Genomic DNA, 27,000 nt, shown 5'->3' on the forward strand with positions numbered 1-27,000 from the left:
CGGGCAAGTGGCAACTCTCAGGCTTTGAATCGTTCCTTGGCGCGGCGTGCGAATTCGTTGGTGTACGTCTTGCCGAGCTCGATTCTGTCGGCCTTCACCGTCGGGTCGAAGCTGGCGATCGCGGCCAGCGCGGTCCTGGGGCCTTCGGCCGGCACGATCCCGTCGGTCGCGATCGCCTCGCGCACCTTGTCGAAGGAGGCGAGGTACAGCGCGCGGTCGCCGAGCAGGTAGGTCTCGGGCACGGTCTTGATGATGTCGCCCGGCCCCGCGGTCTGCAGCCACTTGAGGCCGTGCACGATCGCGTTGGCCAGCGCCTGGCAGGTGTTGGGGTTCTTCTGCACGAACTCGGCCGGCGCGTAAAGGCAGGCCGCCGGCATCGGGCCGCCGAACACCTCCTGCGTTCCCTTCAGGGTGCGCGTGTCGCTGATGATCTTCACATCGCCCTTCTGCTCCAGCATGGTCATGACCGGATCGGTGTTGCTGATCGCGTCGATCTGGCCCGAGCGCAACGCCGTCAGCGCACCGGCTGCCACCCCCACGCCGATGAAGCTCACGTCGCTGGCCTTGAGCCCGGCGCGCGAAAGCACCAGGTTGGCCACCATGTTGGTGGACGAGCCCGGCGCCGACACGCCGATCTTCTTGCCCCTGAGGTCGGCGACGCCGGCGTAGCCCGGCATGTTCTTGGTCGACACCCCGATCGCGATCTGCGGCGCGCGGCCCTGCAGCACGAAGGACTGGAAGACCTGGTTCTTGGCCTGCAGGTTGATGGTGTGCTCGTAGGCGCCCGAGCAGACATCGGCCGAGCCGCCCACCACCGCCTGCAAGGCGCGCGCGCCGCCGGCGAAGTCGGAGATCTCGACGTCCAACCCCTCGGCCTTGAAGTAGCCCAGTTGCTCGGAGATCGTCAGCGGCAGGTAGTAGAAGGCCGCCTTGCCGCCCACGGCGATGGACAGCTTCGGTTTCTCGATCCTGGCTTGCTGCGCACGCACCCACAGCGGCAAGGCGATGGAGGAGGCGGCACCCAAGGTCGCAGCGGCAACGGTGAAGCGACGGCGATTGAGCATGAGACGACGCCCGCGGGCGCTCTGGTTCGTGTAGTTCGAATCGAGCTTAGGGGCGCGCCGCGCAGGCCGGCATCGGGAACATCCCGTGCGGGTTTCCACGTAAGCATGAAGGCCTCCAAAACGCTGCCTGCGGCCTGCGGAAAAGTGCGCGATGCGACCCCGGATGCATCGCGTTGCGGACGATGCGCGCACCCGGCATCCAGCCCGGTCAGCAACGCTCAGCGCAAGGCCTCAGCGACGGTCCACCAGCGCATGGGCGATGGTGCCGAGGTCCACGTACTCGAGCTCGCTGCCCGCCGGCACGCCGCGTGCGAGCCGCGTCACCGACAGGCCGCGCTGCCGCAGCGCCTCGCCGATCACGTGCGCGGTGGCCTCGCCCTCGGCGGTGAAGTTGGTGGCGAGGATCACCTCGCTGACCTGGCCGTCGAGCGCGCGTTCGAACAGGCGGGCCAGGCCGATGTCCTTGGGGCCGATGCCGTCGAGCGGACTCAGCTTGCCCATCAACACGAAGTAGTAGCCGCGGAAGGCACCCGTGCGCTCCAGCGCGGCCTGGTCGGCCGGCGTCTCGACCACGCAGAGCTTGGAGGCGTCGCGCCGGGCGTCCAGGCAGACGCTGCACACGGGCGCTTCAGTGAAGGTATTGCAACGCTCGCAGTGCCGCACCTGCGCCGCCGCCTGCTCCAGCGCACGCGCCAGCACACGAGTCCCCTCGCGGTCATGCTGCAGCAGGTGGAAGGCCATGCGCGAAGCCGACTTGGCGCCCACCCCCGGGAGGCGGCGCAGGGCCACGATGAGGGTGTCGAGCGCGCTCGAATCCGCCACAGTCACTTGCTCCCGCGCACCATGCCGGTTTCAGGAACACCGCGGAACCGGCTTTGCCGGGCCGCTGGTGTTGCCCCCGGCGATGAGGTTGGCGGCCACACGAAGTGGGCAAGCCTGGGGGAGAGCATCAGAAAGGAAGCTTCATGCCGGGGGGGAGGCCCGGCATGCCGGCGGCGATCTTGCCCATCTTCTGCTCGCTGGTTTCCTCGGCCTTGCGCACGGCGGCGTTGAAGGCCGCGGCCACGAGGTCTTCCAGCATGTCCTTGTCGTCGGCCAGCAGGCTGGGGTCGATGGTGACGCGCTTCACGTCGTGCTTGCAGGTCATCACCACCTTCACCAGGCCGGCCCCCGATTCGCCTTCCACCTCGATGGTGGCCAGCTCTTCCTGCGCCTTCTTGAGGTTGTCCTGCATTGCCTGCGCCTGCTTCATGAGGCCGGCCAGTTGTCCTTTGTTGAACATCGTTGGTCCTGTCGTCGTTGATGGATAAGGAAAAAGATCAGGCGGGCTTGAGCGAGCCCGGCACGATCCGCGCGTCCCAGTCCCGCATCATGGACTGCACTTCGGGGTCGTTGCGGATGGCCTCTTCGGCCTCGCGCTGCCGCGCGTCGGCCGCCTGCTTGTTGCGGCGCGCCGGGCTGTCGGCCACGCCGCCGATCTCGATGGCCAGCTTGACGCCGTGGCCGATGCCCGCGAGCGCGGCCTGCAGCTTCTCGCGGCTGCTCGCCTGGTTGAGCGACTCGCGCTCCACGCGCAGCAGCCATTGGTCGACGTCGCGCGCCACCAGTTGCGACTGCAGCGCCAGTTCGCGCGCCAATGCGTTGATCGCCTCGGCCGCCACGAGCCGGGTGACGGTGGCGTACCAGAAGTCGCCGTCCTCGCTGGGCTCGATGGGCGCCGGCAGGGCGTCCCGTGCGGTATCGCGCGCGCCGGGCGGGGGCTGGACGCGCACCGGGACGGCCAGCACCTGACCCGTCGGCACCGGCTCCGCGCCGGGCGGAAACGGCGCGGCACCGACGCGGCCCTCCTCGCGCACCGGCAACCGGTGGCCGGGCGGGGCGACACGCGGGGCTTCCGCGCCGGCGGGGGATGCAGGGGATGCAGGCACGGCGGGCGCAACGCCTGCGGATGGGCGCCCGGCCTGCACCGTTCGCGGCGGCTCGGCGCGAACGGGCACCGACCCGCGCGCCGGCCCGGGCGCCGCTTCATTCAGAGTTTTTTTTTCCGCCGGGGCGTCTTCGCCCGCCCCTCGCGCCGGCGCCGGCTTGAAGGCCAGCAGGCGCAGCAGCACCATGGTCAGCGCGGCGTATTCGTCGGGTGCCAGGCCCAGCTCGCCACGCCCATGGAGGCACAGGCTGTAGAGCAATTGCGTCTCGTCCGGCGGCATGGCGGCGGCCAGGCGCGCCGTCTCGGCGGCATCGGGGTCGGTGGCATCGGCGGCCTGGGCGCGCGAGGGCACGGCCTGCAGCACGGCCATGGCCTGCAGCACGGCCGTCATCTCCTCGAGGGTGGACGCGGCCGAGAGGCCGTCGCGGCGCAGGCCCTCGGTGGTTTCGACCACCGTCCGGCCGTCGCCCTGGGCCAGGGCCTCGATCAGGCGGAACACGTGGCCGCGGTCCACGCTGCCCAGCATCTGGCGCACGCCGCCTTCGGTCAGCTCGCCGTTGCCGAAGGCGATGGCCTGGTCCGTCAGAGAGAGGGCGTCGCGCATGGAGCCGCGGGCGCCGCGGGCGATCAGGCGCAGCGCATGCGGCTCGGCCGGCACCGACTCGGCCTGCAGCACGCGGGTGAGGTGCTCCAGCACCGTCTCGGGCGCCATCGGCCGCAGGTTGAACTGCAGGCAGCGCGACAGAACCGTCACCGGCACCTTCTGCGGATCGGTGGTGGCCAGCACGAACTTGAGGTACTCGGGCGGCTCCTCCAGCGTCTTGAGCATGGCGTTGAAGGCATGGCCGGTGAGCATGTGCACTTCGTCGATCATGAAGACCTTGAAGCGCCCTTGAACCGGCTTGTAGACCGCCTGCTCCAGGAGGGCCTGGACCTCGTCCACGCCGCGGTTGGAGGCAGCATCCAGCTCCGTGTAGTCGACGAAGCGGCCGGCATCGATGTCCTGGCAGGCCTGGCAGGTGCCGCAGGGCGCGGCCGTGATGCCGCCCTGCCCGTCCGGCCCCTGGCAGTTGAGGGATTTGGCAAGGATGCGCGAGACGGTGGTCTTGCCGACCCCGCGCGTGCCCGTGAAGAGGTAGGCGTGATGCAGCCGCTGGGACGTCAGCGCGTTCTCGAGCGCCTGCACGACGTGCTCCTGGCCCACCATCTCGCTGAAGGTCCTGGGGCGATGTTTGCGAGCGAGCACGAGATAGGCCATCGGCGCATTCTAGGTTGTCGCACCGGACGCCTCCCGCCATGGCATAGGCCTTTTTACTTATAGATTTTCATCCCATCTCCCCTAGCATGGCAGGGCCTCTTCGAGGAGCTTGACATGCCCACTGCGCACCCGAGGACCGCGCGAGCACCCGCGCCCCCAAAAGCCAAGCCGCAGGCGGCAGGCGCGCGCCGCTATTGCGCCCAGCCGATCCAGACGATCCGGCAGTTCGACAGCAGCGTCTCCGCAGGCCGGGCGGCCGCCATACTGGCCGGGGGCAAGAAATGGGTGAACGCCACCCAGCTCACCTACTACTGCTACAAGCGCGGCGACACCGTTCCCGCCGCCTGGCAGGGCCACAGCGCCGACACCGAGGTGGTGGAGGAATCCTTCGAGATCTGGGCCAAGCTGGGCATCGGCATCTCCTTCCGGCGCGTCGACGCCGCCGAGGACGCGATCGTGCGCATCGGCTTCGACGCGGAGGACGGTTCCTGGTCCTATGTGGGGCGCGACGTGCTCATGGTGCGCGACCCGCTGCAGCGCACGATGAACTTCGGCTGGCCGCTCAACACCGACTACGGCCGCGACACCGCATTGCACGAAATCGGCCACACCCTGGGCCTGGAGCACGAGCACCAGAACCCCCATGCCGGCATCACCTGGAATCGGCAGGCGGTGCTCGACTACTTCTCCGGCCCGCCCAACAACTGGCAGGAGCAGCAGATCGAGTGGAACATCCTGCGCAAGCTCCCTGCATCCCAGATCAAGGGCACGACCTGGGACCCCGACTCCGTCATGGAGTACCAGTTCGAGGCCGGCCTGATCGATGCCCCGGCCCCCTACCGCAACGGGCTGGTGCCCAAGGGCGGCCTGTCCTATGCCGACAAGGCCTGGGTGGTGGAGTCGTACCCGGGCGTGCGCGCACCGGCGGTCGGCACGCTGAAAGTGGGCCTGTCGCAACTGCTGAAGATCAAGGCCGGCGAGACCCGCAATTTCGAGTTCGCGCCGCCGCGCACGCGCAGCTACACCATCGGCACCTTCGGCACCTCCGACACGGTGCTGGTGCTGTTCGAGGTCACGTCCGCCGGCAACGTGCAGATCGCGGGCAACGACGACAGCGGCACCGACCTCAACGCGCGCCTGAGCGCGCGCCTGCAGAAGGGCCGGCGCTACCTGGTGGGTTTGCGCCTCTACTATGCCGACGCGGCGCTCGAGACCTCGTTGATGGTCTGGTGACGCTTTGCCCAAGCCGGACGATCAGCCCTGACGCCGAGCCCGGCCGTAATGCTTGAAGCGCTCGCGCACTGCCGCCATCTGCGCCGCGCTCAGCAAGGGTGGCTCGGGCTGCACGGCCAGCATCTGGAGCCAGGTGTGGCACAGCGATTCGATTTCCACCGCCAGCTTCATGGCGTGGGCGATCGAGCGGCCCGCGGTCACCAGCCCGTGGTGCGCCATCAGGCAGGCATCGCGCGCCTGCAGCCCGTCGACCACGGCCTCGGACAGTTCCGGCGAGCCGAACAGGTGATAAGGCACGCAGGGAACGTCGTCGCCGCCCGCCACCGCCACCATGTAATGGAAGGGGGGCAGCGGCCGCTCCAGGCAGGCCAGCGCCGTGGCGTGCACCGAATGCGTATGCACGACGGCCTGCACTTCGGGCCGCGCCCTGTAAATGGCGGTGTGCAAGGGCCATTCCGAGGAGGGGTGCCAGCGGCCTTCGAAGGTGCGGCCGTTCTCCCCCACCCTGACGAAGTCCTGCGCTTTCATGTCGTCGGCGCCCATGCCGGTGGGCGTGATGAGGCAGCCGTCTTCATGGCGAACGCTCAGGTTGCCGGTGCTGCCGCGGTTCAGCCCCAGCGCGTCGAGCCGCCGCACGGCGGCCAGTGCCTGCGCACGCAGGCTGGCCTCGTCGCAGAACTCGCTTGTCTCGTTCATCTCCTGCAGCGCGTTCATCTCAAATCCTCCAATGACGTTTCGTTTGCCGGCACGACGCCGCGTTCCGTGATGAGCGCCGTGACCAGCCGCGCGGGCGTGACGTCGAAGCCGAGGTTCAACGCGGGCGATGTCGCCGGCGTGAGTTGTACCTCGACCAGCGCCCCGTCCGGGCCCAGGCCGGCGATGTGCGTGAGCTCCCGCGGCGAGCGCTCCTCGATGGTGATCTCGCGCAGCCCATCGGCCATCGTCCGGTCCAGCGTGGACAGGGGCATGGCCACGTAGAAGGGCACCCCGTTGTCGTGCGCCGCGAGCGCCTTGAGGTAGGTGCCGATCTTGTTGCACACGTCGCCGCGCCGCGTCACGCGGTCGCAGCCCACGATCACGAGGTCGACGCGCCCATGCTGCATCAGGTGGCCGCCGGTGTTGTCCGCGATCACCGTGTGGGCGATGCCCTCCTGCCCGAGCTCCCACGCCGTGAGGCTCGCGCCCTGGTTGCGCGGCCGCGTCTCGTCCACCCACACGTGCAGGTCGACGCCTGCGTCGCGCGCCTTGTAGACCGGCGCGAGCGCCGTGCCCCAATCGACCGTGGCGATCCAGCCGGCGTTGCAGTGGGTCAGCACGTTCACGCGGCGCTTCAGGCGCTGCGACGCCTCGACGATGAGCGCCGCGCCATGCGTCCCGATGGCCGCGTTGCAGGCCACGTCTTCATCGGCGATGCGCCCGGCCTCCTGCCACGCGGCGGCGGCGCGACCGCCCACCGGCAGAGGCAGGAGGCGCTCGAGCATGCGCTGCAGCGCCCATGCCAGGTTCACCGCGGTCGGCCGCGTGGCGTTGAGTTGCGCCGCCGCCGACCGCAGCGCGGCGTCGTCCGCCGCCGTGCGCGCCTGCAGCGCCAGGCCCCAGGCGGCGGTGGCGCCGATCAGCGGTGCGCCCCGCACGGCCATGTCGCGGATGGCGGCCGCTGCGGCCTCGGGCGTGTCCAGGCGCAGCACCGCCAGGCGATGCGGCAGCAGCCGCTGGTCGATGACGAACACCGCATCGCGCTCCGGCGCCGGCCAGATCGCCGTACGCGCTTGGCCTTCGACCCTCATCGCAGCACCCGTCCAGCGATGCCTTGCAGGCGCTGCACCATCGCCGGGTCGCGCACCGCGGGTGCGGTGATGAGCGCGTGATCCAGTGCGCGGCGGCAGGCACAGCCCGGCGCATGCGCATCGTGCGCCAGTGCATCGCTCACGCGCGCGACCAGTTGCTGCGCGTGCGCGGCGTTGCCCAGCAGCACCCGGATCACCGCATCGACGGTGACGTCGTCGTGCGTGGGATGCCAGCAGTCGAAGTCGGTCACCATGGCCACCGAGGCGTAGCACAGCTCCGCTTCGCGGGCGAGCTTGGCCTCGGGCATGTTGGTCATGCCGATCACGTCGCAGTTCCACGCGCGGTAGAGCCGGCTCTCGGCAAGCGTGGAGAACTGCGGGCCTTCCATCACCAAGTAGGTGCCGCCGCGCCGGTGGGGCAACTGCTGTGCCTCCAGCGCGCGCCCGATGTGCTCGCCCAGCCGCGCGCACACCGGCGAGGCCATCGCCACGTGCGCCACGAGGCCGGTGCCGAAGAAGCTTTTCTCGCGGGCGAAGGTGCGGTCGATGAACTGGTCGACCACCACGAAGCAGCCCGGCGGAAGATCCTCGCGCAGCGAGCCCACGGCGCTGAGCGAAAGCACGTCGCTCACGCCCAGGCTCTTCAGCGCCGCGATGTTGGCGCGGTAGTTCAGCTCGCTCGGCGGCACGCGGTGCCCACGGCCATGGCGCGGCAGGAAGGCGAGTTCGGCGTCGCCGAGGCGGCCGAGAAAGACCTGGTCGGACGGCGGCCCCCAGGGCGTGTCGCAATCCACCCAGCGCGTGTCCGTGAGTCCGGGCAGGTCGTAGAGACCGCTGCCACCGATGATGCCGATCATGAATACACTCCCCTGCGCTCGAAGCGCGGCAGCATAGCATCCGCCAAGCCGCCCAAAAGCCCTCCTCGCGGTCGCACCGATGGCATCGCCTACAATCGCCGCTGACGGGCCTCCCCGCATGGTGAAGCGGCCAACCGGGTCAGGTGGGGAACCAAGCAGCCCTAACTGCGTAGCCAGTGCCGGGGGTAAGGCTCGTCATCTTCATGCCGCGGGGCGGTTTCCCTCTGAAGCCAGCATTCAGTAGGCGAGTCCGAGCGCCTTCGGGCGTGCATCTGGCCCCGAGCAGCAACAGCTGCTTTCCTGCGGGTCCATGTTCAGCGGAGCCCGCGCAAGCCGAAGGCGCTTTCCGAGCACAGCCGACGTTTCTCTCGTGGGACCTGTCACACCAGGCCCTCCCGATTCGTCTTGCAGGAGATGGGCCGGCTCGACCGCCGGCTGTCGCATCTTCCAACTCGCAAAGGAAATCGTGATGAACCGCGCAAACTGGTTTGCTGTCTCGCCGGATGGGGCGAAGGTGATCGGGGGTCTGCACCACTACGTGCTTAACGACACCAACTTGCCCAGCACCCTCGTTCACCTTGTCTTCCTGCGCGTCTCCCAGATCAACGGGTGCGCGCACTGCATCGACATTCACACGCGCGACCTGATCAAGGAGGGCGTGTCGGTTGACAAGGCCGTCCTCGTTCCTGTGTGGCATGAAGCCGAGTACCTGTTTTCGGAGCAGGAGCGCGCTGCGCTGGCCTGGGCCGAGGAAGTCACCCTCGTGAGCGAAACGCATGCTTCGGATGCCGCCTACGCGGCCGCAGCAGCAGCCTTCAACGAGCGGGATTTGGTGGATCTCACCCTGACCATCGCTGCAATGAATGCCATCAACCGGCTTGGCGTGAGCTTCCGGCTGAAGCCCAGGGCCAGAGCCTGACAACGAGGGCCCGTCGACACTGTTCGAGGGGTCGCGTCGCCCCGCCAAGGGGCTGGTTGCAAGGCGTGCGCGCGCAGCAAGGCTGAGTTTTTTCGTCGCGGGAACATACTCGAAGAGGCGGCACCCCCAACGGAAAGTGGAGCAGATCAGCCTCGACGAAAGTCGCGAAGCGGGGAAGACTGAGGAAAGCCTAGTGCCCAGGCACCAGGAAGTCCTGGCTGATCCGCCAACCCAGGTCGTTCACCCGGTCGAGGAACTGCGTGAGGTACGCATGCAGCCCCGTGGCGAGGATCTCGTCCACCCGCGCGTACTGCAGGTCCGCCAGCAGCTTGCCGGCGCGCCGTTGCGTTTCGGCGCTCTGATCGTTCTGCACCTTCGCGAGATCGTTCACCACCTCGATCAGGCTGGCATGCAGCGAGCGCGGCATGTCGGGGCGCAGGATCAACAACTCTGCCACGCGCTCGGGCTTGATCACGTCGCGGTACACCTTGCGGTACACCTCGAAGGCGGAGACGCTGCGCAGGATCGCGCTCCAGTGATAGAAGTCGTACTCCTGGTCCTCTTCCGTCGCGGCACCGAAGAACTCGCTGTTGAGGGCATGGAACTTCACGTCGACCAGGCGCGCCGTGTTGTCCGCACGCTCGATGAAGGTGCCCAGGCGCGAGAAATAAAAGGCCTCGTCCTGCAGCATGGTGCCGACGGTCACGCCGCGCGAAAGATGCGAGCGGAACTTGACCCACTCGAAGAACTGGCCCGGGTCGCGCTCGAACTCGCCCGCGCGCAGCATGCGGTTGACCTCCAGCCATGTGGTGTTCTGCGTCTCCCACGACTCGGTGGTGAGCGCACCTCGCACGGCGCGCGCGTTCTCGCGCGCCGCGCGCAGGCAGGAGAGGATGGACGAAGGATTGGATTCGTCCTTCACCATGAACTCCATCACCCGGTCCGGCGTGATCTGGTCGTACTTCTCGTTGAAGGCGGGCAGCAGTTCGCTGATCGACAGCAGGCCCTGCCAGCCGTACTTGGCGACTTCGGCGGACTGCGGCAGCAGCGAGGTCTGGTAATTGACGTCGAGCATGCGGGCGGTGTTCTCCGCGCGCTCGGTGTAGCGGGACATCCAGTAGAGGTGATCGGCGGTGCGAGACAACATGGTGTTCTTTGCTCCTCGGAGGTCAGCTCGACTGGGTCTGCGTCTGGGTCTGGGACGGCGATGGCGTCTGCTCCTGCGCCCCGTTGCCGTTGCCGCCGTTGCGCGGCTTGTTCCAGCGGTCGGCTTCGAGGATCCAGGTGTCCTTGGTGCCACCGCCCTGCGAGGAGTTGACCACCAAGGAGCCCTCCTTGAGCGCGACCCGCGTGAGCCCGCCCGGCACCATCTGCACCTCCTTGCCCGAGAGCACGAAGGGCCGCAGGTCGATGTGGCGCGGCGCGATGCCGGCCTCGACGAAGGTGGGCGAGGTCGACAGGCTCAGCGTCGGCTGCGCGATGTAGCCGTCGGGCTTGGCGATCACCGCCTTCTTGAAGTCCTCGATCTCGGCCTGCGTCGCCGCCGGGCCGATCAGCATGCCGTAGCCGCCGGCGCCATGCACCTCCTTGACCACCAGGTCCTTCATGTGGGCCAGGGTGTAGTCGAGGTCTTCCTTGTTGCGGCACATCCAGGTCGGCACGTTTTTGAGGATGGGTTGCTCGCCGAGGTAGAACTCGATCATCTTCGGCACGTAGGGGTAGATCGACTTGTCGTCGGCCACGCCGGTGCCGACGGCATTGCAGATCACCACGTTGCCCTCGCGGTAGGCGCGCATCAGGCCGGCACAGCCCAGGGTGGAGGTGGGGCGGAACACCTCGGGGTCGAGGAAGTCGTCGTCCACGCGGCGGTAGATCACGTCCACCCGGCGCGGGCCGCGCGTGGTGCGCATGTAGACGAAGTTGTCCTTGACGAAGAGGTCCTGCCCCTCGACCAGTTCCACGCCCATCTGCTGGGCGAGGAAGGCGTGCTCGAAGTAGGCGCTGTTGTACATGCCGGGCGTCAGCACCACCACCGTGGGCTCGGCGGTAGCCGGGGGCGCGCAGGCGCGCAGGGTCTCGAGCAGCAGGTCGGGGTAGTGCGCAACGGGAGCCACACGGTTCTGGCTGAAAAGCTCGGGGAAGAGCCGCATCATCATCTTGCGGTTTTCCAGCATGTAGCTCACGCCGCTGGGCACGCGCAGGTTGTCTTCGAGCACGTAGTATTCGCCGCTGCCGCTCGCGTCGGGGGCGCGCACGATGTCGATGCCGGAGATGTGCGAGTAGACGTCGTTGGGGACCTTCACGCCCACCATCTCCGGGCGGTACTGCGCGTTCTGGAAGATCTGCTCGGCGGGGATGATGCCGGCCTTGACGATCTCCTGCCCGTGGTAGACGTCGTGAATGAAGCGGTTGAGCGCCGTCACGCGCTGCACCAGGCCCTTTTCCATGCTCTCCCATTCATGGGCGGGGATGATGCGCGGCAGCAGGTCGAAGGGGATCAGCCGCTCGGTGCCCGAGCCGTCCTCGTCCTTGGCGCCGTAGACCGCGAAGGTGATGCCAACCCGGCGGAAGATCATCTCCGCCTCCTCGCGCCGCGAGCGCATCATTTCGACGGGCTGCTTGGCGAGCCACTGCTCGTAGCGCTTGTAGTGGTTGCGGACCGCCGCGCCGTGGTAGGGCAGCTGCTCGTACATCTCGTCGAATTTGTGCATGGGACGATCCAATCTCCTTGGACGAAGCTTAGCAAGTTCAAGGCCAGTCACCTTGCAGCGCTTACCCGATATTGCCGGTTTCAGGGCAGCCGATGGTGCCAGTAGCGCCGGGCTTCCTGCCGCTCGCAGCGTACCGTCTCGGGCCACATGCTGGACCAGTGGGCCGCGCCGCAGCGCGCGGAGTCGATGACGTCGATGCCCCGCTCCGCATAGCGCGCCGTCACCTCCGCGGCCGGGTGCCCGAAGCGGTTGCGGTAGCCGGCCTGGACCAGCGCGATGCGCGGGCGCACGGCATCGAGCAGTGCCGGGCTCGACGAGGTCTTGCTCCCATGGTGCGGCACCAGCAGCAGATCGGCCTTCAGTTCCGGGGTGCGGGCGACCAGGGCGAGTTCCTGCAGGCGCTCGATGTCCCCGGTCAGGATGGCCGTGCTGTGGCCGTTGCCGATGCGCAGCACGCAGGACACCGCGTTGGGCCGGGTGAAGGTCGAGTAGTCGTCCACCTGCGGATGCAGGATCTCGAATCGCACGCCATCCCAGGTCCAGGACTGGCCGGCCAGGCAGCGCTGCACCGGCCGCGACTGCTGCAGCGGATGTCCGGCCTCGATCGAACTGCGCAATGCCGCGGCGGGCTGCATGGCCAGCACGGCCGGCGCGCCACCGGTGTGGTCGCTGTCGCGATGGCTCAGGACCACCGTGTCGACCCGCTCGTCCAGCGCCCGCAGCAGCGGCACCAGCACCCGCTGGCCGGCGTCGCTTTCCAGGCTGTAGCGCGGGCCGGCATCGTACAACAGGCCGTGGCGCGCGGTGCGCACCAGCACCGCATTGCCCTGCCCCACGTCCGCGGCCAGCAGCTCGAACTCGCCCACGGCAGGGCGCGGCACCTGCCACAGCAAGGCCGGCAAGAGCAGCGGCACCCCCTGCACACGCAGCGACCAGGGCAGGCGCATGGCCAGCAGCGCGCCGCCCACCACGCCTGCGACGGCGGCCCACAGTGCCGGGGCCGGCGACGACAGCGTCGCGAGCGGCAAGGCGGCCAGCCACTCCAGCAGCCAGGCCAGCCCCTGCACCGCCCGCGCGGCCACGTCCCACAGCGGCGGCACGGCACCGCCGAGCATCGCGAGCGGCGTGATCACCAGCGTCACCCAGGGAATGGCGAGCATGTTGGCCACCAACCCCACCAGCGACAACTGCTGGAACAGCAGCAAGCCCAGCGGCGCCAGCGCCAGCGTCACCGTCCATTGCTCGCGCCACAGCCGGCAAAGGCGCGCCACCGCGCCGGTCCCGGGCTCGTCCGGCGACCCCGCCGCGAACAGCACGCCCACCGCCACGAAGCTGAGCCAGAAGCCCGGCTGCAGCAGCCCCCAGGGATCGAAGGCCACTACCACCGCCCCGGTGCAGAGCCAGACGAAGGGCCAGGGCCACTGCCGCCCGGTGAGCCGCAGCAGCGCCACGGTGGCCAGCATCCAGACCGTGCGCTGCGCCGGCAGCCCCCATCCGCTGAAGAGCGCATAGAGCGCCGCCAGCACCACCCCGCCGACCAGTGCCGCATGGGGTGCCGGCCGCCACAGCATCAGGCGCGCGCTGCGGCGCCAGGCCGCGCCGACCAGCGCCCCGGCCAGCCAGGCGAACATGGTGATGTGCAACCCTGAGATCGACATCAGGTGGGCGACGCCGGTGGCGCGGAACATGTCCCAGTCGGCCCTTTCGATGGCGTTCTGGTCGCCGGTCACCAGCGCGGCGATGACGCCGGCCTGCCGCTGATCGGGCACGCGTTCGAAGACCGCGTCGCGCACCGCCTCGCGCGCCCGCTCGACCGGGTGGCGCCAGCTCTGGCCCTGGCCCTCGCGCTGCGGGCGCGCGTCGCCGGCGCCCGTGCGCACGTAGCCGCTGGCCTGCACGCCCTGCTCCCAGAGCCACAGTTCCAGGTCGAAGCCGTGGGGATTCAGATTGCCGTGCGGCGCCTTGAGGCGCACTTGCAGGCGCCAGCGTTCGCCGGCATGGACGGGGCCCGGCGCCTCGGCCGCCTCGGGCTGCAGAGGCTGCTCGGGCGCGCGGCCCCAAAGCCCGGTGTTGTCCGCATACCAGCCCAGGGCGATGCGCGCGGGCACGCGCGGCGGCGGCCCGGCCCCTTCGCCGACCCACCGGGCCGAGGCCACGTCGAAGAGAAATCGCACGCCGCCCTCGCTGCGCTGGGGCATCTGCGCGACCACGCCCACCACTTGAAGGTCCCGCCCTTCGAGGGCCGGGTCCAGCGCATCGGCCGCGTCCACCGAGGCACGCCAACCCGCGAGACCGGCACCGGCGAGCGCACCCGCCGCCAGGAGCAGCAGCAGCCACAGCGTCGGCCATCGCCCCTGGCCGGCCCACCGCAGCCGCCTCAGCCACCGCAGCAGCCAGGCACCGCTCAAGCCCCCCGCCAGCAGGCCGACATACGCCGCCCGCTCCCACAGCGCCGCCTGCTGCAAGTGCAACGCCGCCCCCGCGACCGAACCCGCCATCAGGGCAAAGAAGCCCAGCCCGCGCCCCGGCGCACCGGGCGTCACGAAACGCTCCCTGTCGTCATGCCGCAATCACTCCCTCGCGCATTCGAATGGCGCGCTAATTGCTAAACCAGTGGACTAGTATGCGTCTCGTCCCGAGGCCTCTTTCGATCAACACGAAAAAATGTCCATCCACGCCGCGCTCCACCACGTCACGCACTACAAGTACGACCGGCCCGTGCAGCTGGGCCCTCAGGTGGTCCGCCTGCGGCCCGCGCCCCATTGCCGCAGCAAGCTCATTTCGTATTCGCTGCGGGTCGAGCCCGAGCAGCACTTCATCAACTGGCAGCAGGACCCGTTCGCCAACTACCTCGCGCGCCTGGTCTTCCCGGAGAAGACGCGCGAGTTCAAGGTCACGGTCGACCTCGTGGTCGAGATGGCGGTCTACAACCCCTTCGACTTCTTCCTCGAGCCGCAGGCCGAGAACTTCCCCTTCAAGTATTCCGAATCGCAGGCGCAGGAACTCGCCCCCTACCTCGTGGCCGAGCCCGCCACGCCGCTGGTGGCCGCCTACCTCGACAAGATCGACCGCGGCACGCGGCGCACCATCGACTTCCTGGTCGACATCAACCAGCAGGTCCACCAGGACGTCAACTACCTGATCCGCATGGAGCCCGGCGTGCAGACGCCCGAGCAGACCCTGGCCAACGCCTCCGGCTCCTGCCGAGACTCGGGCTGGCTGCTGGTGCAGCTGCTGCGCCATTGCGGGCTGGCGGCGCGCTTCGTCTCGGGCTACCTGATCCAGCTCACGCCCGACGTGAAAGCGCTGGACGGCCCCAGCGGCACCACGGTCGATTTCACCGACCTGCACGCCTGGTGCGAGGTCTACCTGCCCGGCGCCGGCTGGATCGGCCTCGACGCCACCTCGGGCCTGCTGGCCGGCGAGGGCCACATCCCGCTGGCCTGCACGCCCACCCCGTCCAGCGCGGCGCCCATCGAAGGCGCGGTGGACATGGCCGAGGTCGACTTCGGCCACGAGATGACGATCACGCGCATCCACGAATCGCCGCGCGTGACCCGGCCCTACACCGACGAGCAATGGGCCGAGGTGCTGGCCCTCGGCGAGGCGGTGGACGCGCGCCTGGACGCCGGTGACGTGCGCCTGACCATGGGCGGCGAGCCCACCTACGTCGCCACCACCGACCGCGACGCGCCCGAGTGGAACACCGATGCCCTGGGCCCCACCAAGCGGGGCTACGCGACCGAGCTGGTGCACCGGCTGCGCGAGCAGTATGGCCAGGGCGGCTTCCTGCATTTCGGGCAGGGCAAGTGGTACCCGGGCGAGCAGTTGCCGCGCTGGGCGCTGTCGATCTACTGGCGCGCCGACGGGCAGCCCGTGTGGCACGACCCCACGCTCTTCGCCGACGAGCGCCATCCCACCCACTACACCAGCGAAGACGCCGAGCGCTTCACCCGCACCCTGGCGCGTCGGCTGGGCCTGACCGACCGCTTCGTGCAGCCCGGCTACGAGGACGTCTACTACTACCTCTGGCGCGAGCGCCGCCTTCCGGTGAACGTGGACCCCTTCGACTCCAAGCTGGACGACGAGCTCGAGCGCGCCCGCCTGCGCCGCGTGTTCACGCAGCAGCTCGATGCGGTGATCGGCTACGTGCTGCCGCTCGAAGCCACCGGTGCGCGCACCGACGCGCCGGCGCTGGCCGGCCCCGGCTGGAAGACCGGCCCCTGGTTCCTGCGCGACGACCGGCTCTACCTGGTGCCCGGCGATTCGCCCATGGGCTACCGCCTGCCGCTGGATTCGCAGCCCTGGGCCAGCAAGGGCGACTACCCCTACCTGGTCGAGCGCGACCCGAGCGCGCCACTGGCGCCGCTGCCCGCGGCCACGATCCTGCGCGCGCGCTACGCGGGCGGGCCCGGTGTGCCGGGTGCACCCGGTGCTTTCGGCGCCGGGGGCGAGCTCGGCGACGTGCCCTACGCCTTCGGCACGCCCCAGCAGGCCCCGGCCGCGCTGCGCTTCCAGGCCGCCCACGGCAACGCCGCGGCTGCGCGAGCCCAGGCATCGATCGAATCCTCCACGGTGCACTATCCGAAGCGCGGCGAATCGGCCCACTGGGTCACGCGCACCGCGCTGTGCGTGGAGGTGCGCGACCCGCGGCGTGCCAACGGCCCCGCGGCCGAGAAGGTGGGCAGCGCCTCGGGCCTGCTTTACGTCTTCATGCCGCCGCTGAGCCGGCTGGAGGACTACCTCGACCTGCTCGCCGCGGTCGAGGCCACGGCCGAGGAACTGGGCCTGCGCCTCGTGATCGAGGGCTACCCGCCGCCGCGCGACCCGCGCCTGAAGCTGCTGCAGGTCACGCCCGACCCGGGCGTGATCGAGGTCAACATCCACCCCGCCCACAACTGGCGCGAGCTGGTGGCCCACACCGAGTTCCTCTACGAGGCGGCCTTCCAGACCCGCCTGTCGGCCGAGAAATTCATGACCGACGGCCGCCACACCGGCACCGGCGGCGGCAACCACTTCGTGCTGGGCGGCGCCACGCCCGGCGACAGCCCCTTCCTGCGACGGCCCGAGCTGCTGGCCAGCCTGATCCTGTACTGGCACAACCATCCCTCGCTGAGCTACCTGTTCTCCGGCCTCTTCATCGGACCGACCAGCCAGGCGCCGCGCGTCGACGAGGCGCGCAACGACCAGGTCTACGAGCTGGAGATCGCCCTGGCCCAGATCGCGCGCAACCGCGAGATCCACGGCGACGAGATGCCGCCCTGGCTGTTGGACCGCACGCTGCGAAACATTCTGATCGACGTCACCGGCAATACGCACCGCAGCGAGTTCTGCATCGACAAGCTGTACTCGCCCGACTCCGCCACCGGCCGCCTGGGCCTGCTGGAACTGCGCGCCTTCGAGATGCCGCCGCATGCGCGCATGAGCATCGCGCAGCAGCTGCTGCTGCGCGCCCTGGTCGCGCGCTTCTGGGACGCACCGTACCGCGCGCCGGTCACGCGCTGGGGCACCGAGCTGCACGACCGCTTCCTGCTGCCCACCTTCGTGAAAATGGACTTCGAGGACGTGATCAGCGAGATGCGCCAGGCCGGCTTCGCCTTCGACCCGGCCTGGTTCGCGCCGCACTTCGAGTTCCGCTTCCCGCTGGTCGGCCAGGTGCAGGCCATGGGCGTGGAGCTGTCGCTGCGCAACGCGCTGGAGCCCTGGCACGTGATGGGCGAGGAAGGCGCGCCCGGCGGCACGGTGCGCTACGTCGACTCCTCGCTCGAGCGCATCGAGGTGCGCGTCACCGGCCTCAACGAAAGCCGCTACGCCGTCACCTGCAACGGCCAGATGCTGCCGCTGCAGCCCACCGGCACCGCGGGCGAATACGTGGCCGGCGTGCGCTACAAGGCCTGGAACCCGCCTTCGGCCCTTCATCCGGGCATCGGCGTGCACGCACCGCTCACCTTCGACATCGTCGACACCTGGATGAAGCGCTCGCTCGGCGGCTGCCAGTACTTCGTCTCGCACCCGGGCGGGCGCAACTACGAGACCTTCCCCGTCAACGCCTACGAGGCCGAGAGCCGGCGCCTGTCACGCTTCTCGCGCATGGGCCACACGCCGGGGCTGCTGCGCACGCCGCCGGCCAACATCGAGATCGCGGGGAGTCGGGAGTTTCCGTTCACGCTCGATTTGCGCAGAAGATAGACGTCGTCAATCCAACTTCCGGACGAGGTGGCTCGAGCCATGGGAGGCAAGACGACTGCGGCTATCGCGACGAGCCGCGGAACCAAATCGGCGCGAGGCGTTACGCAAGCCAGGTGCGAACGTCACGGTTGGCACACACAGAACAATTCCAACCACCTCTGCATCGTCACGGGAGAACCGACGAATGACCACCCCAAGAGCCAACGGCTCATCCCCGCCGCGCTCACCCCCCATCACTCCGCGCGAATCAAACAACGCGCCAGCGAGGCGTTTTTCCAAGCTGCTTCCGAGCTCGGAGAAAATCGACAAAGGGCGCCCCACCGTCGTCGTTGTCACGGCAGGCGGCTCCAACCACATGTGCACCGAGCTGCTCGCGAATTGGAAGGACCAAGCCCATGGCTTGGCATGGAATTTCTGCGCCATCGAGGCAGGCGACAAGAACGATCTGGACGAGCAACCTGCCAGTTTGGCCGACTTGCTGACGGAGAACGTACCGAAGGGCGCCAACGTCTACATCGTATTGCCCGACCGCAAGGTTTCCGACGACGAAGTTGAAACGGTTCGACAAATCCTAGATCGTCTGGAGATCAGACTCGCATCCAATCAACCCTTGATCGCCAACGAGGAGGAAGCCTGGACCCTGAGCCCGTTCAGATCCGATGAGCCCGATCTTCAGCCCGACTCGACTCAGCCCGCGACTCCGAGTTCGTGCAACTCCTCCCGTCCGCTCGAGACCGATCTTGCGATTGCCTTGCAGCGACATGCGGCGCTTGAAGAAGAAATCGCGCAATATCGCAAGGATGCATTTGAACTGAACCAGAAGATGGAAGCGGCCCTGCAGTTGCTAGCCACGCTGCAGGGGGCGCCTGAACCAGCCGACCCCACACCTCTGGGAAAAAGGCTCACCCATGCGTTCAACGAACTCCAGTTCACGCCACATTGGCAGGCGGCAGTGAACACAGCGGGAGCACAGGCCCTGTGCAAGCTGATCGAGCGTGTCATCAGCGAGGGGGAACCCACTCGGAAAGAGGTGGAATTTCCTCTGTCGATCGTTCTGCTCGCCATGCGTGAAGATCCAGCCATCCTCTCACCAATGCTGGCCTTTGCAAGCAAGCTGCCCGACCATCGACTTCGCAGCACCAGCCAGGCGAAACAACTGTACGTCGCCTACATGGAATGCCGCATTCGCTCAGGCGCGCTGGACGACGGCCCGCTGCTGGCGGATGCGCTCACTTATGCCCACTGCGTACACCGATACCGCTTGCTGGCAGGAGAAGCTGCCCAAGCCTGGGAAAGCGAGTCGCCCCATTTCAACCTCCTGCAGCAGTCCGAGCTCCTAGCGGTTTTCGACAAGGCGTTGATGCACACTTTGCTGAACGGCGGTCAGCAAGGCTTGCCGCTCGCAGAAGACGTGACGCCCGAGGTTGCCGCAGTCGCGAAGACAGCTTGGCGGCAGGCGATGCAATACGCAACAGAAGCCAGCTTCCGGGACTTCTTGGACACGTGGGAACCCTGGCAAGGGCTGGTGAACCGCCGCCAAACACGGCCTGAGGCAAAACGCGCGTCGGTCGGAGCGAATTGAGTGACAGCGGGCGCCCTGCGCCTGCTGGTCAGGCGCCTGATTCGAGCCAGGCACGAATCTTGAGCGCTCAGGTTCATGCAGGCGGCGGACACTCGCCGACTCCAGTGTGACAATCAGCGCAACGTGGACTCCTTGAACGAATCCCTCTTCGACGCACAGGCGCTGGAATCGCCTGCCGCGCTGGCCTCGTCGCTGGCGCCTCCGGCCGCGCCGGGGCACTTTGACGAGCTGCGCGGCATCGCCACCCCGGCGCCGTCGGGCGTGCCGCGGCTGGGCGTACCTTCGCAGCCGGCGCCGCTGCACGACGCCGCCATGCCGGCGCCCGCGCCGGCCGATGCCGCAAGCGACGAGGCCGCCGCCAACGAACGCGCACCCCTGGCGCCGCACTGGGCCGGCTTCTTCGAGCAACTCGGCACCGACGGCTTCGCCGACCTGCCGCGCCGCGCCGTCAGCCTGCAGCGCCAGATCCGCGACAACGGCGTCACCTACAACGTGTATGCCGATGCCGACAGCCCGCAGCGGCCCTGGTCGCTCGACCTCTTTCCGCTGATCGTCCCGCCCGAGAGCTGGGCGCAGATCGAGGCCGGCGTCCTGCAGCGGGTGCACCTGCTCAACCAGCTGATGGCCGACGCCTACGGCCCGCGGCAGATGGTCGCCGAGGGCCTGCTGCCGCCGGCCCTGGTGCGCGGCAACCCGGGCTATCTGCGCGCCATGCACGGCGTGCGGCCGCCGGGCGACACCTGGCTGCACATCGCCGCGTTCGACCTCGCGCGCGGACCCGACGGCAACTGGTGGGTGCTGTCGCAGCGCACGCAGGCTCCGTCGGGCCTGGGCTACCTGCTGGAGAACCGCCTCGCCATCGCCCGCCAGTTTCCGCAGGCCTTCGAGTCGCTGCGGGTGCAGCGCCTCGCCGCCACCTACGCCGCGATGATGGAAGGCCTGCAGCACATGTGCCCGGCCGGCCAGCCGCCGCACGTGGTGCTGCTCACGCCCGGCCCCTACAACGAGACCTACTTCGAGCACGCCTACCTGGCACGCTACCTGGGCATCACGCTGGTCGAGGGCAACGACCTCACGGTGCGCGACCAGCGCCTCTACCTCAAGACCCTGCAAGGCCTGCGCCCCGTGCACGGCCTGATCAAACGGCTGGACGACCAGTTCCTCGACCCGCTGGAACTGCGCCCCGACTCCACGCTCGGCGTGCCGGGCCTGCTGCAGGCCGTGCGGGCCGGCAACGTGCTGGTGGCCAACATGCCCGGCTCGGCCTGGCTCGAATCGGCGGCGCTGCTGGGCTTCCTGCCCGCGCTGTCGCGCCGCCTGCTCGGCGAGAAGCTGCTGCTGCCGGCCCTGCCCACCTGGTGGTGCGGCGAGCGCGCCGCCATGGAGGCCGTGCTGCCGCAGCTCGCCGGCTGCGCGATCAAGCCCACCTACAACGGCGCGGACGGCCATGCCAGCTTCGAGACCGTGCTCGGCAGCCGCATGGGCCGCCGCGAGCTGGACGAATGGGCCGGCCGCATCGTGCGCGAAGGCGAGGAATACACCGTGCAGGGCTACCTGCCGATTTCGCAGATGCCGACCTGGACGCAGGACATGGGCCCCGGCCACATCACGCCGCGCTCGGTGCTGCTGCGCGTCTTCGCGGTAAGTGACGGCGCCCAGTCCTGGCGCGTGCTGCCCGGCGGCCTGGCGCGCCTGGTCGGCGTCGACGCGCAGATCGCCTCCATGCAGCGCGGCGGCAGCAGTGCCGACGTCTGGGTGCAGACCCATGGCGAAGTCGACCGCACCACGCTGCTGCCCGCGCATGCCACGCCGGCCTCCCTGGCACGGCACCGCGCTCCGGTCACCAGCCGCGCCGCCGAGAACATGTACTGGCTGGGCCGCTACACCGAGCGTGCCGACAACGCGGTGCGCCTGGCCCGGCTCACGCTGAACCTGCTGTGCGGCGAAGACCTTTCCTCGCCCGCCATGCTCGCCTGGCTGCACGACATGGCGCTGCGCAACGCCCTGGTGCCGCGCGGGGTGCCCAGCCTGGCGCGCTCGCGGCGCGTATTCGAGCGCGCCCTCATCGACGAGCTGGCCGACCTCGACGACGGCGGCAGCGTGGGCTACAGCCTGGGCTGCATCCGCCAGGCCGCGGCCGCGGTGCGCGAGCGGCTCTCGCCCGACCACTGGAACCAGATCGTGCGCGCCGAGGCCGAGTTCGTGCGCCGCAGCGCCGAACAGGCCGCGGAACGCATCGAGGGCGGCTACGCCAGCGCCGCCGCGCTGCGCATGCTGGAAGCCACCAGCACGGCGCTGTCCGCGATGACCGGCGCCCAGACCGACCGCATGACGCGCGACGATGCCTGGCGCCTGCTGTCCATCGGCCGCCACATCGAGCGCCTGGCCTTCCTCTCCGGCGCGCTGGCGGCCGGCTTCAGGATCGGCTCGGTGCACGACATGAGCGGCTTCGAGGCCATGATCGCGCTGTTCGACAGCACCATCACCTTCCATGCGCGCTACCAGCAGCGCCGCGACGTCGCGACCATGGTCGACCTGCTGGTGCTGGACGGCGACAACCCGCGCTCCCTGGCCTGGGTCACGCAGACGCTGCGCGGGCGCATCGCGCGGCTGGCGGGCAGCGCGCCCGGCAAGCTCACCGCCCTCTCGCACGAACTGCCCGACCCGGCCACCTGGACCCTCGAGCACCTGTGCGACCCGGGCGCCGATGCCGGCTACGGCGCCTTGCTGCAGCTGCTCGAAACCTGCGAGACCGCGGCCTACCACGTGTCGGATGCGATCGGCATCCGCTACTTCACGCTGACCTCCGAATCGCTGCGCTCCGTCGGGGCGTAGCCCGGGAGACCGAGGACCATGCTGCTGCACGTCACCCACGAAACCCGCTACGCCTACTCGCCCCCGGTCGAGACGGCCCAGCACCTGGCGCACCTCAAGCCGCTCGGCACCGGTTCGCAGCGCCTGGTGAGCCACGCGCTCACCGTGAGCCCGGAGCCGGCACAGCGCAGCGAGTCGCCCGACATCTACGGCAATGCGCGCGCCTTTTTCGCGCTGGATTCGACCCACGACGGGCTGGTGGTCACGGCCGAAAGCGTGGTCGAGACCGCGCCGCCCGAGCTCTCGCCCGCCGCGGCGCGCGAACTGCCCTGGGAGACCGTGCGAGAGCGCTTCCGCTACGCGAAGAACCAGCCCTTCGACCCCGCGGCCGAGTTCGTCTTCCCCTCGCGCTACGTGCCGCGGCACGACCACTTCGCCGCCTACGCGCGACCCAGCTTCACGCCCGGGCGCCCGATCTTCGACGCGGCCATGGACCTCACGCTGCGCATGCATGCCGACTTCCGCTACGACAGCGGGAGCACCGAGATCAGCACGCCCGCCGTCGAGGCCCTGGCGCAGCGCCACGGCGTGTGCCAGGACTTCGCGCACATCATGATCGCCTGCCTGCGCACCCTGGGCCTGCCGGCGCGCTACGTCAGCGGATACCTTCTGACGCAGCCGCCGCCGGGCCGGCCGCGGCTGACGGGCGCCGATGCCTCTCATGCCTGGGTCTCGGTCTACATCCCCGGCGCCGACGGGCCGGGCGACTGGGCCGAATTCGACCCCACCAACGGCCGCCAGCCCGGCGAGGACTACGTGGCGCTGGCCATCGGCCGCGACTACGCCGACGTCTCGCCGATGCGCGGCGTGCTGCACGGCGGAGCGCGGCATACGCTGGAGGTGCGCGTGACCGTCCAGCCGATGGATGAACGGCCCGCCGAGGCCGCGCAGGCTGCCCAGGAAGCCAAGGCCCCATCGCGGCCACAATCGCCATCCCAAGACAAGGAACCGTCATGAGCATCAACGACAAACTCAAGAGCCTCGGCATCACGCTGCCGCCCGTTGCCACCCCCGCCGCCGCCTACGTGCCCTTCGTGCGCACGGGCAACCTGGTCTTCCTCTCCGGCCACATCGCGAAGAAGGACGGCAAGCCCTGGGTCGGGCAGCTCGGCGGCGCCATCGGCACCGAGGAAGGCAAGCAGGCAGCGCGCGCCATCGCCATCGACCTGCTGGGCACGCTACAGGCGGCCATCGGCGACCTGAACAAGGTCAAGCGCATCGTCAAGGTGATGAGCCTGGTCAACTCCACGCCCACCTTCACCGAGCAGCACGTCGTGACCAACGGCGCCAGCGAATTCTTCGCCGAGGTCTTCGGCCCCGAGAAAGGCGCGCATGCGCGCAGCGCTTTCGGCGTGGCGCAGATTCCCATGGGTGCCTGCGTCGAGATCGAGCTGATCGCCGAAGTCGAATAGCGGACCGTTGGACGACACCGACCGTCACCTGCTGACCCTGCTGCAGGCCAACGCCCGCGCCCCGGCCGCCGACCTGGCGCGCAAGCTCAAGGTGGCGCGCACGACGGTGGTGGCGCGCATCGCCCGCCTGGAGCGCGAGGGCGTGATCGCCGGCTACGGCGTGCGCCTGGGGCACCCGCTGGAGCAGGCCGCGGTCCGCGCCTACTGCGGCTTGAGCGTCGCGCCGAAGATGGGGGCCGCCGTCATCCGCGCGCTGGAGCGGCTGCCCGAGCTGGAAGAACTCTCCGCCGTCAGCGGCGAGTACGACTACATGCTCGCACTGCGCTGCGAAACCAACGAGCAGCTCGATGCGCTGCTCGATCGCATCGGCTTGATCGAAGGCATCGAGCGCACCCACACCTCGGTGGTGCTCAGCCGCAAGGTCGACCGGCGCAGCGCGCTGGCTGCGAGCCCGCAATCGCCCTGACATCACTCCAGTTCGTGCCTCTTCAGATGGCCTGCCTCGCTGCTCAGATCGCCGCCTTTCAAGCGGCTTGCGCGCGATGGCGATAAGGTAGCTTTCGAAGGTCGCATCCGGTAACGGGATGTGTTGGGCGTCTGCCTGGTGGAACAGGCGGTGATCTCCTGCACCGAGATCCTGACCGACGGCATCCGCAACGCCATTCCATCGAACGTGATCATCCAGGGCGACACGCGCAGCTACGACCCCGAGGTGTGGCCCAGCCCAGGTTGGCAGTGAGTTCCGCATCCCCTGACCTGACTGCAGCCACCCTCGCGATAGTCGTAGGTATGCACACGCCGGCCGTCAGGGCCGATCGGGCAATAGTCGTCCACGTCCCCGCGCGATTGCCGGACGTTCTCGATCACCAGGCTGACGCCGTGCGTGTAGCCTTCGCACAGCTGGCCGCCACTCGTGTTGTTGGGCCGGGTGCCGCCCAGCTCGATGGCGACCGGCGGCTGGCGCAGGCCCCGCGCACGCGCCGCGGAGGTGATGATGATCGCGGCCGCGTTGTCCGTTTCCACGCAGCAATCGAGCAAGGACAGCGGATAACAGATCATCCGGCTGGACAGCACCTCATCCACCGTGACGCGCTCCTTGTACAGCGCCTTGGGGTTGTTCGAGGCGTGCTTGCTGTGCGCCACCTTCACCGCGGCGATCTGCGAGCGGGTCGTGCCGTCGTCGTGCATGTGGCGAATGAAGGTGGGGCCGAACACGAACTGCCCGGCAGAGATCGCACCGGCTGCGAGCGCTTTGCCACGAGTTGTTCGCGTTCAAGTTCAAGGTCGAAGAGATGACCGCGTAACCCTTCTTGAGCATGAAGTCATTCAGACCCCCCGGTGAACAAGCCCTGGTTCTTCACGGAGCCTCGCTCTTCAATTTGTGCAGTTGCTCCTCTGCACGCGCGAGTGCCTCGCGCAGTTCCCGGATCTCTTGGTCCAATCGCTCGATCTTCGCTGCGCGGCTCTGCGCCGGGGCGAGATTCTCGCAACGCGCTTGCAGCGCGGCCAGTGCCTCGGCGAGTTGCCGGCGGCGCAGCATCTGACCCTTGGAGTGGGCCAGTTCCATGTCCTGTTCGAGCGTGGCCCTTTCGGCTTTGCATTCTGCGTTGTCCACTGGGCCTGTGGGCTGAGCCATGGCGGGAGGTGCCAGAGCCAGTGCGATGAACAGAAAGCAAGGGTTTGCGCGCATAGGGGTACCGGAGCGAAATGACGTCGAGCATGACACCAACTTCCGCTGTTGGCCGACTGCCGCCGACGGCATCCTACCCTCCAGCGTGACGCTTTAGATCAATGCGCCGTCGACGGCAGGCCTTCGCGGCTCCGGCAATCCACGATGCTGTGGACTTTCCTTGACGTGGGCGCTCGTCAGGTACCTCAGAATCCAGCCTGCCGGACCACGACTGACTGGCGAACGGGTCGAGCAGAAGCTATCCTCTCCCGCCAGCCCATCAGCGCGATTCAATCCTGGAGTGGCCATGCCGAGAATTGAACAGAGGTTGATCGAACCGGGCAGCGACATGGAGCGCGCCCTGGCGGACCTGAGGGGAAGGTTCGTCGCGAAACTGGGGCAGCCGCTTCAATGCGAGTTCCAGAAACTCAAGGATTGGCTACAGGCCTATGTGGGTGCAGGCGGCGAGCTTCTCGGCGGTTGCAACATACGGGCCGCGGCATTGGCGCCCCTGCTGTCCAAAGCCGGCGAGAAGTCCGGCCTGCTCGCCAGCCTGTTGAAGGCGCCGGGCAAGACCATCGAGCAGAAATGGGCCGCGGCCGAGGACGCTTTGAACAACGGCCGGGCGCTCGTCATTGAAGGCCGGGGCACCGAGATCAGCGGAGACAAGAGCAAGTTCGCGAACCTCACGTCCTTCCATGCCTTCGTATTGCTGCAGGTGGTCGAAGACGGGGAAAGGAAAAAGTGGTTCGTCGGCTTCGATCCGGATGTCAGCGCGACGACCGAGACCCGGGAGTTGTGGAACAGCCTGATCAAGGCCGCCTTCGACACCCAGGACGTGGATCTCGGCAAATGGAATGAGAAGGTCAAGGATCTGGACCGCGATAGGTTGCACCGGATCCTGACGACGATGATTCTCGGCACGACGGCCCACGGGTTCGGACCCCTGGTGAGGAGATACGCGATCGACCGCACGAAAGGGCTGGAGCCGCCCTATCGCGGTTGATGGGCGGGTCCGCTACCCGCACCGCTGCCTTGGAAGCCGGGCGCGCGCGACGCGCTCAGGACTCCAGCATCCACCGCCGCCACGTCCGGGCCGGTGCATGGGCTCGGCGGGGCTGCGTCCGGAACTTTTCCGACTTGAAAGCCTCCCAATCAGCCGCTAATCTTTTGCGCGCTGAAATTTAGGAGGTTCTATGTCCCTTGAACTCTTGAGGCAGATCGCAAGCTCCCCTCTCCCTCAATCATTCACGGCGGCAGACGATATCGACGCGGTCCGGGTGCTGCGCCAGGCCGGCCTGGTGCTGGCGCTGGTCGACGACCCGCCCGAGCGGGGCGCAAGGGTCCTCGCGATCACGGAAAAAGGCAATCGCGAACTGCTTCAGTTCCACTACCCGGAGGCCCGCCGGAAGCAAGGCAAGGCCAAGGCCCGCTGGCTCGAAATTGCTGCAGCGCGTGCGCGCGAGGCCATCCTGGCGCCCCGTCGGCGCGATGGCAGATAAGCACTCTTCCCACCCA

Annotated in this window: 23 protein-coding genes and 1 other RNA gene; 12 read left to right on the plus strand and 12 right to left on the minus strand. The window is 68.6% G+C overall.

The features are described from left to right. Positions 1-17 precede the first annotated feature (17 nt). From ABEA07_RS24190 to dnaX, 4 genes are all read right to left on the minus strand, one after another. Positions 18-1,064 (minus strand): ABC transporter substrate-binding protein, encoded by a 1,047-nt coding sequence (locus ABEA07_RS24190; protein ID WP_345541071.1) that lies wholly within the window; start codon positions 1,062-1,064, stop codon positions 18-20. Between the two features lie 231 nt (positions 1,065-1,295). Continuing rightward, positions 1,296-1,886 (minus strand): recombination mediator RecR, encoded by a 591-nt coding sequence (recR, locus tag ABEA07_RS24195; RefSeq protein ID WP_345541072.1) that lies wholly within the window; start codon positions 1,884-1,886, stop codon positions 1,296-1,298. A gap of 127 nt (positions 1,887-2,013) precedes the next feature. Then, the gene (locus ABEA07_RS24200) at positions 2,014-2,346 is read right to left on the minus strand and encodes a YbaB/EbfC family nucleoid-associated protein (RefSeq protein WP_345541073.1); all 333 of its coding nucleotides are present in this window, start codon (positions 2,344-2,346) and stop codon (positions 2,014-2,016) included. Between the two features lie 37 nt (positions 2,347-2,383). Continuing rightward, positions 2,384-4,249: a DNA polymerase III subunit gamma/tau gene (gene dnaX / locus ABEA07_RS24205; protein WP_345541075.1), complete on the minus strand. Its 1,866-nt coding sequence runs from the start codon at positions 4,247-4,249 to the stop codon at positions 2,384-2,386. A gap of 114 nt (positions 4,250-4,363) precedes the next feature. On the opposite strand from dnaX, the gene ABEA07_RS24210 reads away from it, so the two are divergent. Continuing rightward, positions 4,364-5,482 (plus strand): M12 family metallopeptidase, encoded by a 1,119-nt coding sequence (locus ABEA07_RS24210; RefSeq protein WP_345541076.1) that lies wholly within the window; start codon positions 4,364-4,366, stop codon positions 5,480-5,482. Between the two features lie 21 nt (positions 5,483-5,503). Here the strand turns inward: ABEA07_RS24210 and ABEA07_RS24215 are convergent, their stop codons facing one another. From ABEA07_RS24215 to ABEA07_RS24225, 3 genes are read right to left on the minus strand one after another with little or no spacing between them, the layout of a single operon-like run. After that, complete coding sequence (locus ABEA07_RS24215) at positions 5,504-6,196, minus strand: class II aldolase/adducin family protein (protein ID WP_345541078.1); 693 nt, start codon at positions 6,194-6,196, stop codon at positions 5,504-5,506. Beyond that, positions 6,193-7,269 (minus strand): S-methyl-5-thioribose-1-phosphate isomerase, encoded by a 1,077-nt coding sequence (gene mtnA / locus ABEA07_RS24220; RefSeq protein ID WP_345541079.1) that lies wholly within the window; start codon positions 7,267-7,269, stop codon positions 6,193-6,195. Before mtnA ends, ABEA07_RS24215 begins: the two co-directional genes overlap by 4 nt. Further along, complete coding sequence (locus tag ABEA07_RS24225; protein WP_345541080.1) at positions 7,266-8,126, minus strand: S-methyl-5'-thioadenosine phosphorylase; 861 nt, start codon at positions 8,124-8,126, stop codon at positions 7,266-7,268. Before ABEA07_RS24225 ends, mtnA begins: the two co-directional genes overlap by 4 nt. A gap of 103 nt (positions 8,127-8,229) precedes the next feature. Here ABEA07_RS24225 and ffs point away from each other — a divergent pair. Continuing rightward, an RNA gene (gene ffs / locus ABEA07_RS24230) (signal recognition particle sRNA small type) lies at positions 8,230-8,326 on the plus strand. A 269-nt stretch (positions 8,327-8,595) separates the two neighbouring features. Continuing rightward, complete coding sequence (locus ABEA07_RS24235) at positions 8,596-9,045, plus strand: carboxymuconolactone decarboxylase family protein (RefSeq protein WP_345541082.1); 450 nt, start codon at positions 8,596-8,598, stop codon at positions 9,043-9,045. A 190-nt stretch (positions 9,046-9,235) separates the two neighbouring features. Here ABEA07_RS24235 and ABEA07_RS24240 read toward each other — a convergent pair whose 3' ends face one another. From ABEA07_RS24240 to ABEA07_RS24250, 3 genes are all read right to left on the minus strand, one after another. Continuing rightward, a complete protein-coding gene (locus tag ABEA07_RS24240) occupies positions 9,236-10,192 on the minus strand; it encodes an alpha-E domain-containing protein (protein ID WP_345541084.1) in 957 nt (318 codons plus the stop codon). A 22-nt stretch (positions 10,193-10,214) separates the two neighbouring features. Further along, the gene (locus tag ABEA07_RS24245; RefSeq protein WP_345541085.1) at positions 10,215-11,756 is read right to left on the minus strand and encodes a circularly permuted type 2 ATP-grasp protein; all 1,542 of its coding nucleotides are present in this window, start codon (positions 11,754-11,756) and stop codon (positions 10,215-10,217) included. A gap of 80 nt (positions 11,757-11,836) precedes the next feature. Then, positions 11,837-14,254: a DNA internalization-related competence protein ComEC/Rec2 gene (locus ABEA07_RS24250; protein ID WP_345541412.1), complete on the minus strand. Its 2,418-nt coding sequence runs from the start codon at positions 14,252-14,254 to the stop codon at positions 11,837-11,839. A gap of 166 nt (positions 14,255-14,420) precedes the next feature. Between ABEA07_RS24250 and ABEA07_RS24255 the strand changes: the two genes are divergently transcribed. The 7 genes from ABEA07_RS24255 to ABEA07_RS24285 all read left to right on the plus strand — a co-directional run bounded on the left by ABEA07_RS24255 (position 14,421) and on the right by ABEA07_RS24285 (position 24,552). Then, positions 14,421-17,945 carry a transglutaminase family protein gene (locus tag ABEA07_RS24255; RefSeq protein WP_345541086.1) on the plus strand — a complete coding sequence of 1,175 codons (3,525 nt, stop codon included), beginning with the start codon at positions 14,421-14,423 and terminating at the stop codon, positions 17,943-17,945. A 184-nt stretch (positions 17,946-18,129) separates the two neighbouring features. Further along, positions 18,130-19,527, plus strand: coding sequence for a hypothetical protein (locus tag ABEA07_RS24260; RefSeq protein WP_345541087.1), 1,398 nt, complete (start codon positions 18,130-18,132; stop codon positions 19,525-19,527). A 75-nt stretch (positions 19,528-19,602) separates the two neighbouring features. Further along, positions 19,603-22,362: a circularly permuted type 2 ATP-grasp protein gene (locus ABEA07_RS24265; RefSeq protein ID WP_425584167.1), complete on the plus strand. Its 2,760-nt coding sequence runs from the start codon at positions 19,603-19,605 to the stop codon at positions 22,360-22,362. Positions 22,363-22,380: 18 nt separating this feature from the next. Continuing rightward, a complete protein-coding gene (locus ABEA07_RS24270; protein WP_345541089.1) occupies positions 22,381-23,358 on the plus strand; it encodes a transglutaminase family protein in 978 nt (325 codons plus the stop codon). After that, entirely contained in the window at positions 23,355-23,813 is a 459-nt protein-coding gene (locus ABEA07_RS24275) for a RidA family protein (RefSeq protein WP_345541090.1), read from the plus strand. The genes ABEA07_RS24270 and ABEA07_RS24275 overlap by 4 nt, the downstream gene beginning before the upstream one ends. Positions 23,814-23,820: 7 nt before the next feature. After that, entirely contained in the window at positions 23,821-24,279 is a 459-nt protein-coding gene (locus ABEA07_RS24280; RefSeq protein ID WP_345541091.1) for an Lrp/AsnC family transcriptional regulator, read from the plus strand. A gap of 150 nt (positions 24,280-24,429) precedes the next feature. Beyond that, positions 24,430-24,552 carry a hypothetical protein gene (locus ABEA07_RS24285; protein WP_345541423.1) on the plus strand — a complete coding sequence of 41 codons (123 nt, stop codon included), beginning with the start codon at positions 24,430-24,432 and terminating at the stop codon, positions 24,550-24,552. On the opposite strand, the gene ABEA07_RS24290 is transcribed toward ABEA07_RS24285, so the two are convergent. Next, a complete protein-coding gene (locus ABEA07_RS24290) occupies positions 24,513-25,028 on the minus strand; it encodes a beta-ketoacyl-[acyl-carrier-protein] synthase family protein (RefSeq protein WP_345541093.1) in 516 nt (171 codons plus the stop codon). The genes ABEA07_RS24285 and ABEA07_RS24290 overlap by 40 nt on opposite strands. Positions 25,029-25,170: 142 nt before the next feature. Further along, positions 25,171-25,575 carry a DUF1090 family protein gene (locus ABEA07_RS24295; protein WP_345541094.1) on the minus strand — a complete coding sequence of 135 codons (405 nt, stop codon included), beginning with the start codon at positions 25,573-25,575 and terminating at the stop codon, positions 25,171-25,173. Positions 25,576-25,789: 214 nt separating this feature from the next. Between ABEA07_RS24295 and ABEA07_RS24300 the strand changes: the two genes are divergently transcribed. Together ABEA07_RS24300 and ABEA07_RS24305 are read left to right on the plus strand one after the other, a co-directional pair. Further along, on the plus strand, positions 25,790-26,488 hold the full coding sequence (locus ABEA07_RS24300; protein ID WP_345541095.1) for a hypothetical protein: 699 nt from the start codon (positions 25,790-25,792) through the stop codon (positions 26,486-26,488). Positions 26,489-26,678: 190 nt separating this feature from the next. After that, positions 26,679-26,984, plus strand: coding sequence for a hypothetical protein (locus tag ABEA07_RS24305; protein ID WP_345541096.1), 306 nt, complete (start codon positions 26,679-26,681; stop codon positions 26,982-26,984). The last annotated feature ends 16 nt before the right edge of the window (positions 26,985-27,000 follow it).

Source organism: Variovorax defluvii, assembly GCF_039541515.1.
Classification (GTDB): Bacteria; Pseudomonadota; Gammaproteobacteria; order Burkholderiales; family Burkholderiaceae_C; genus Variovorax; species Variovorax defluvii.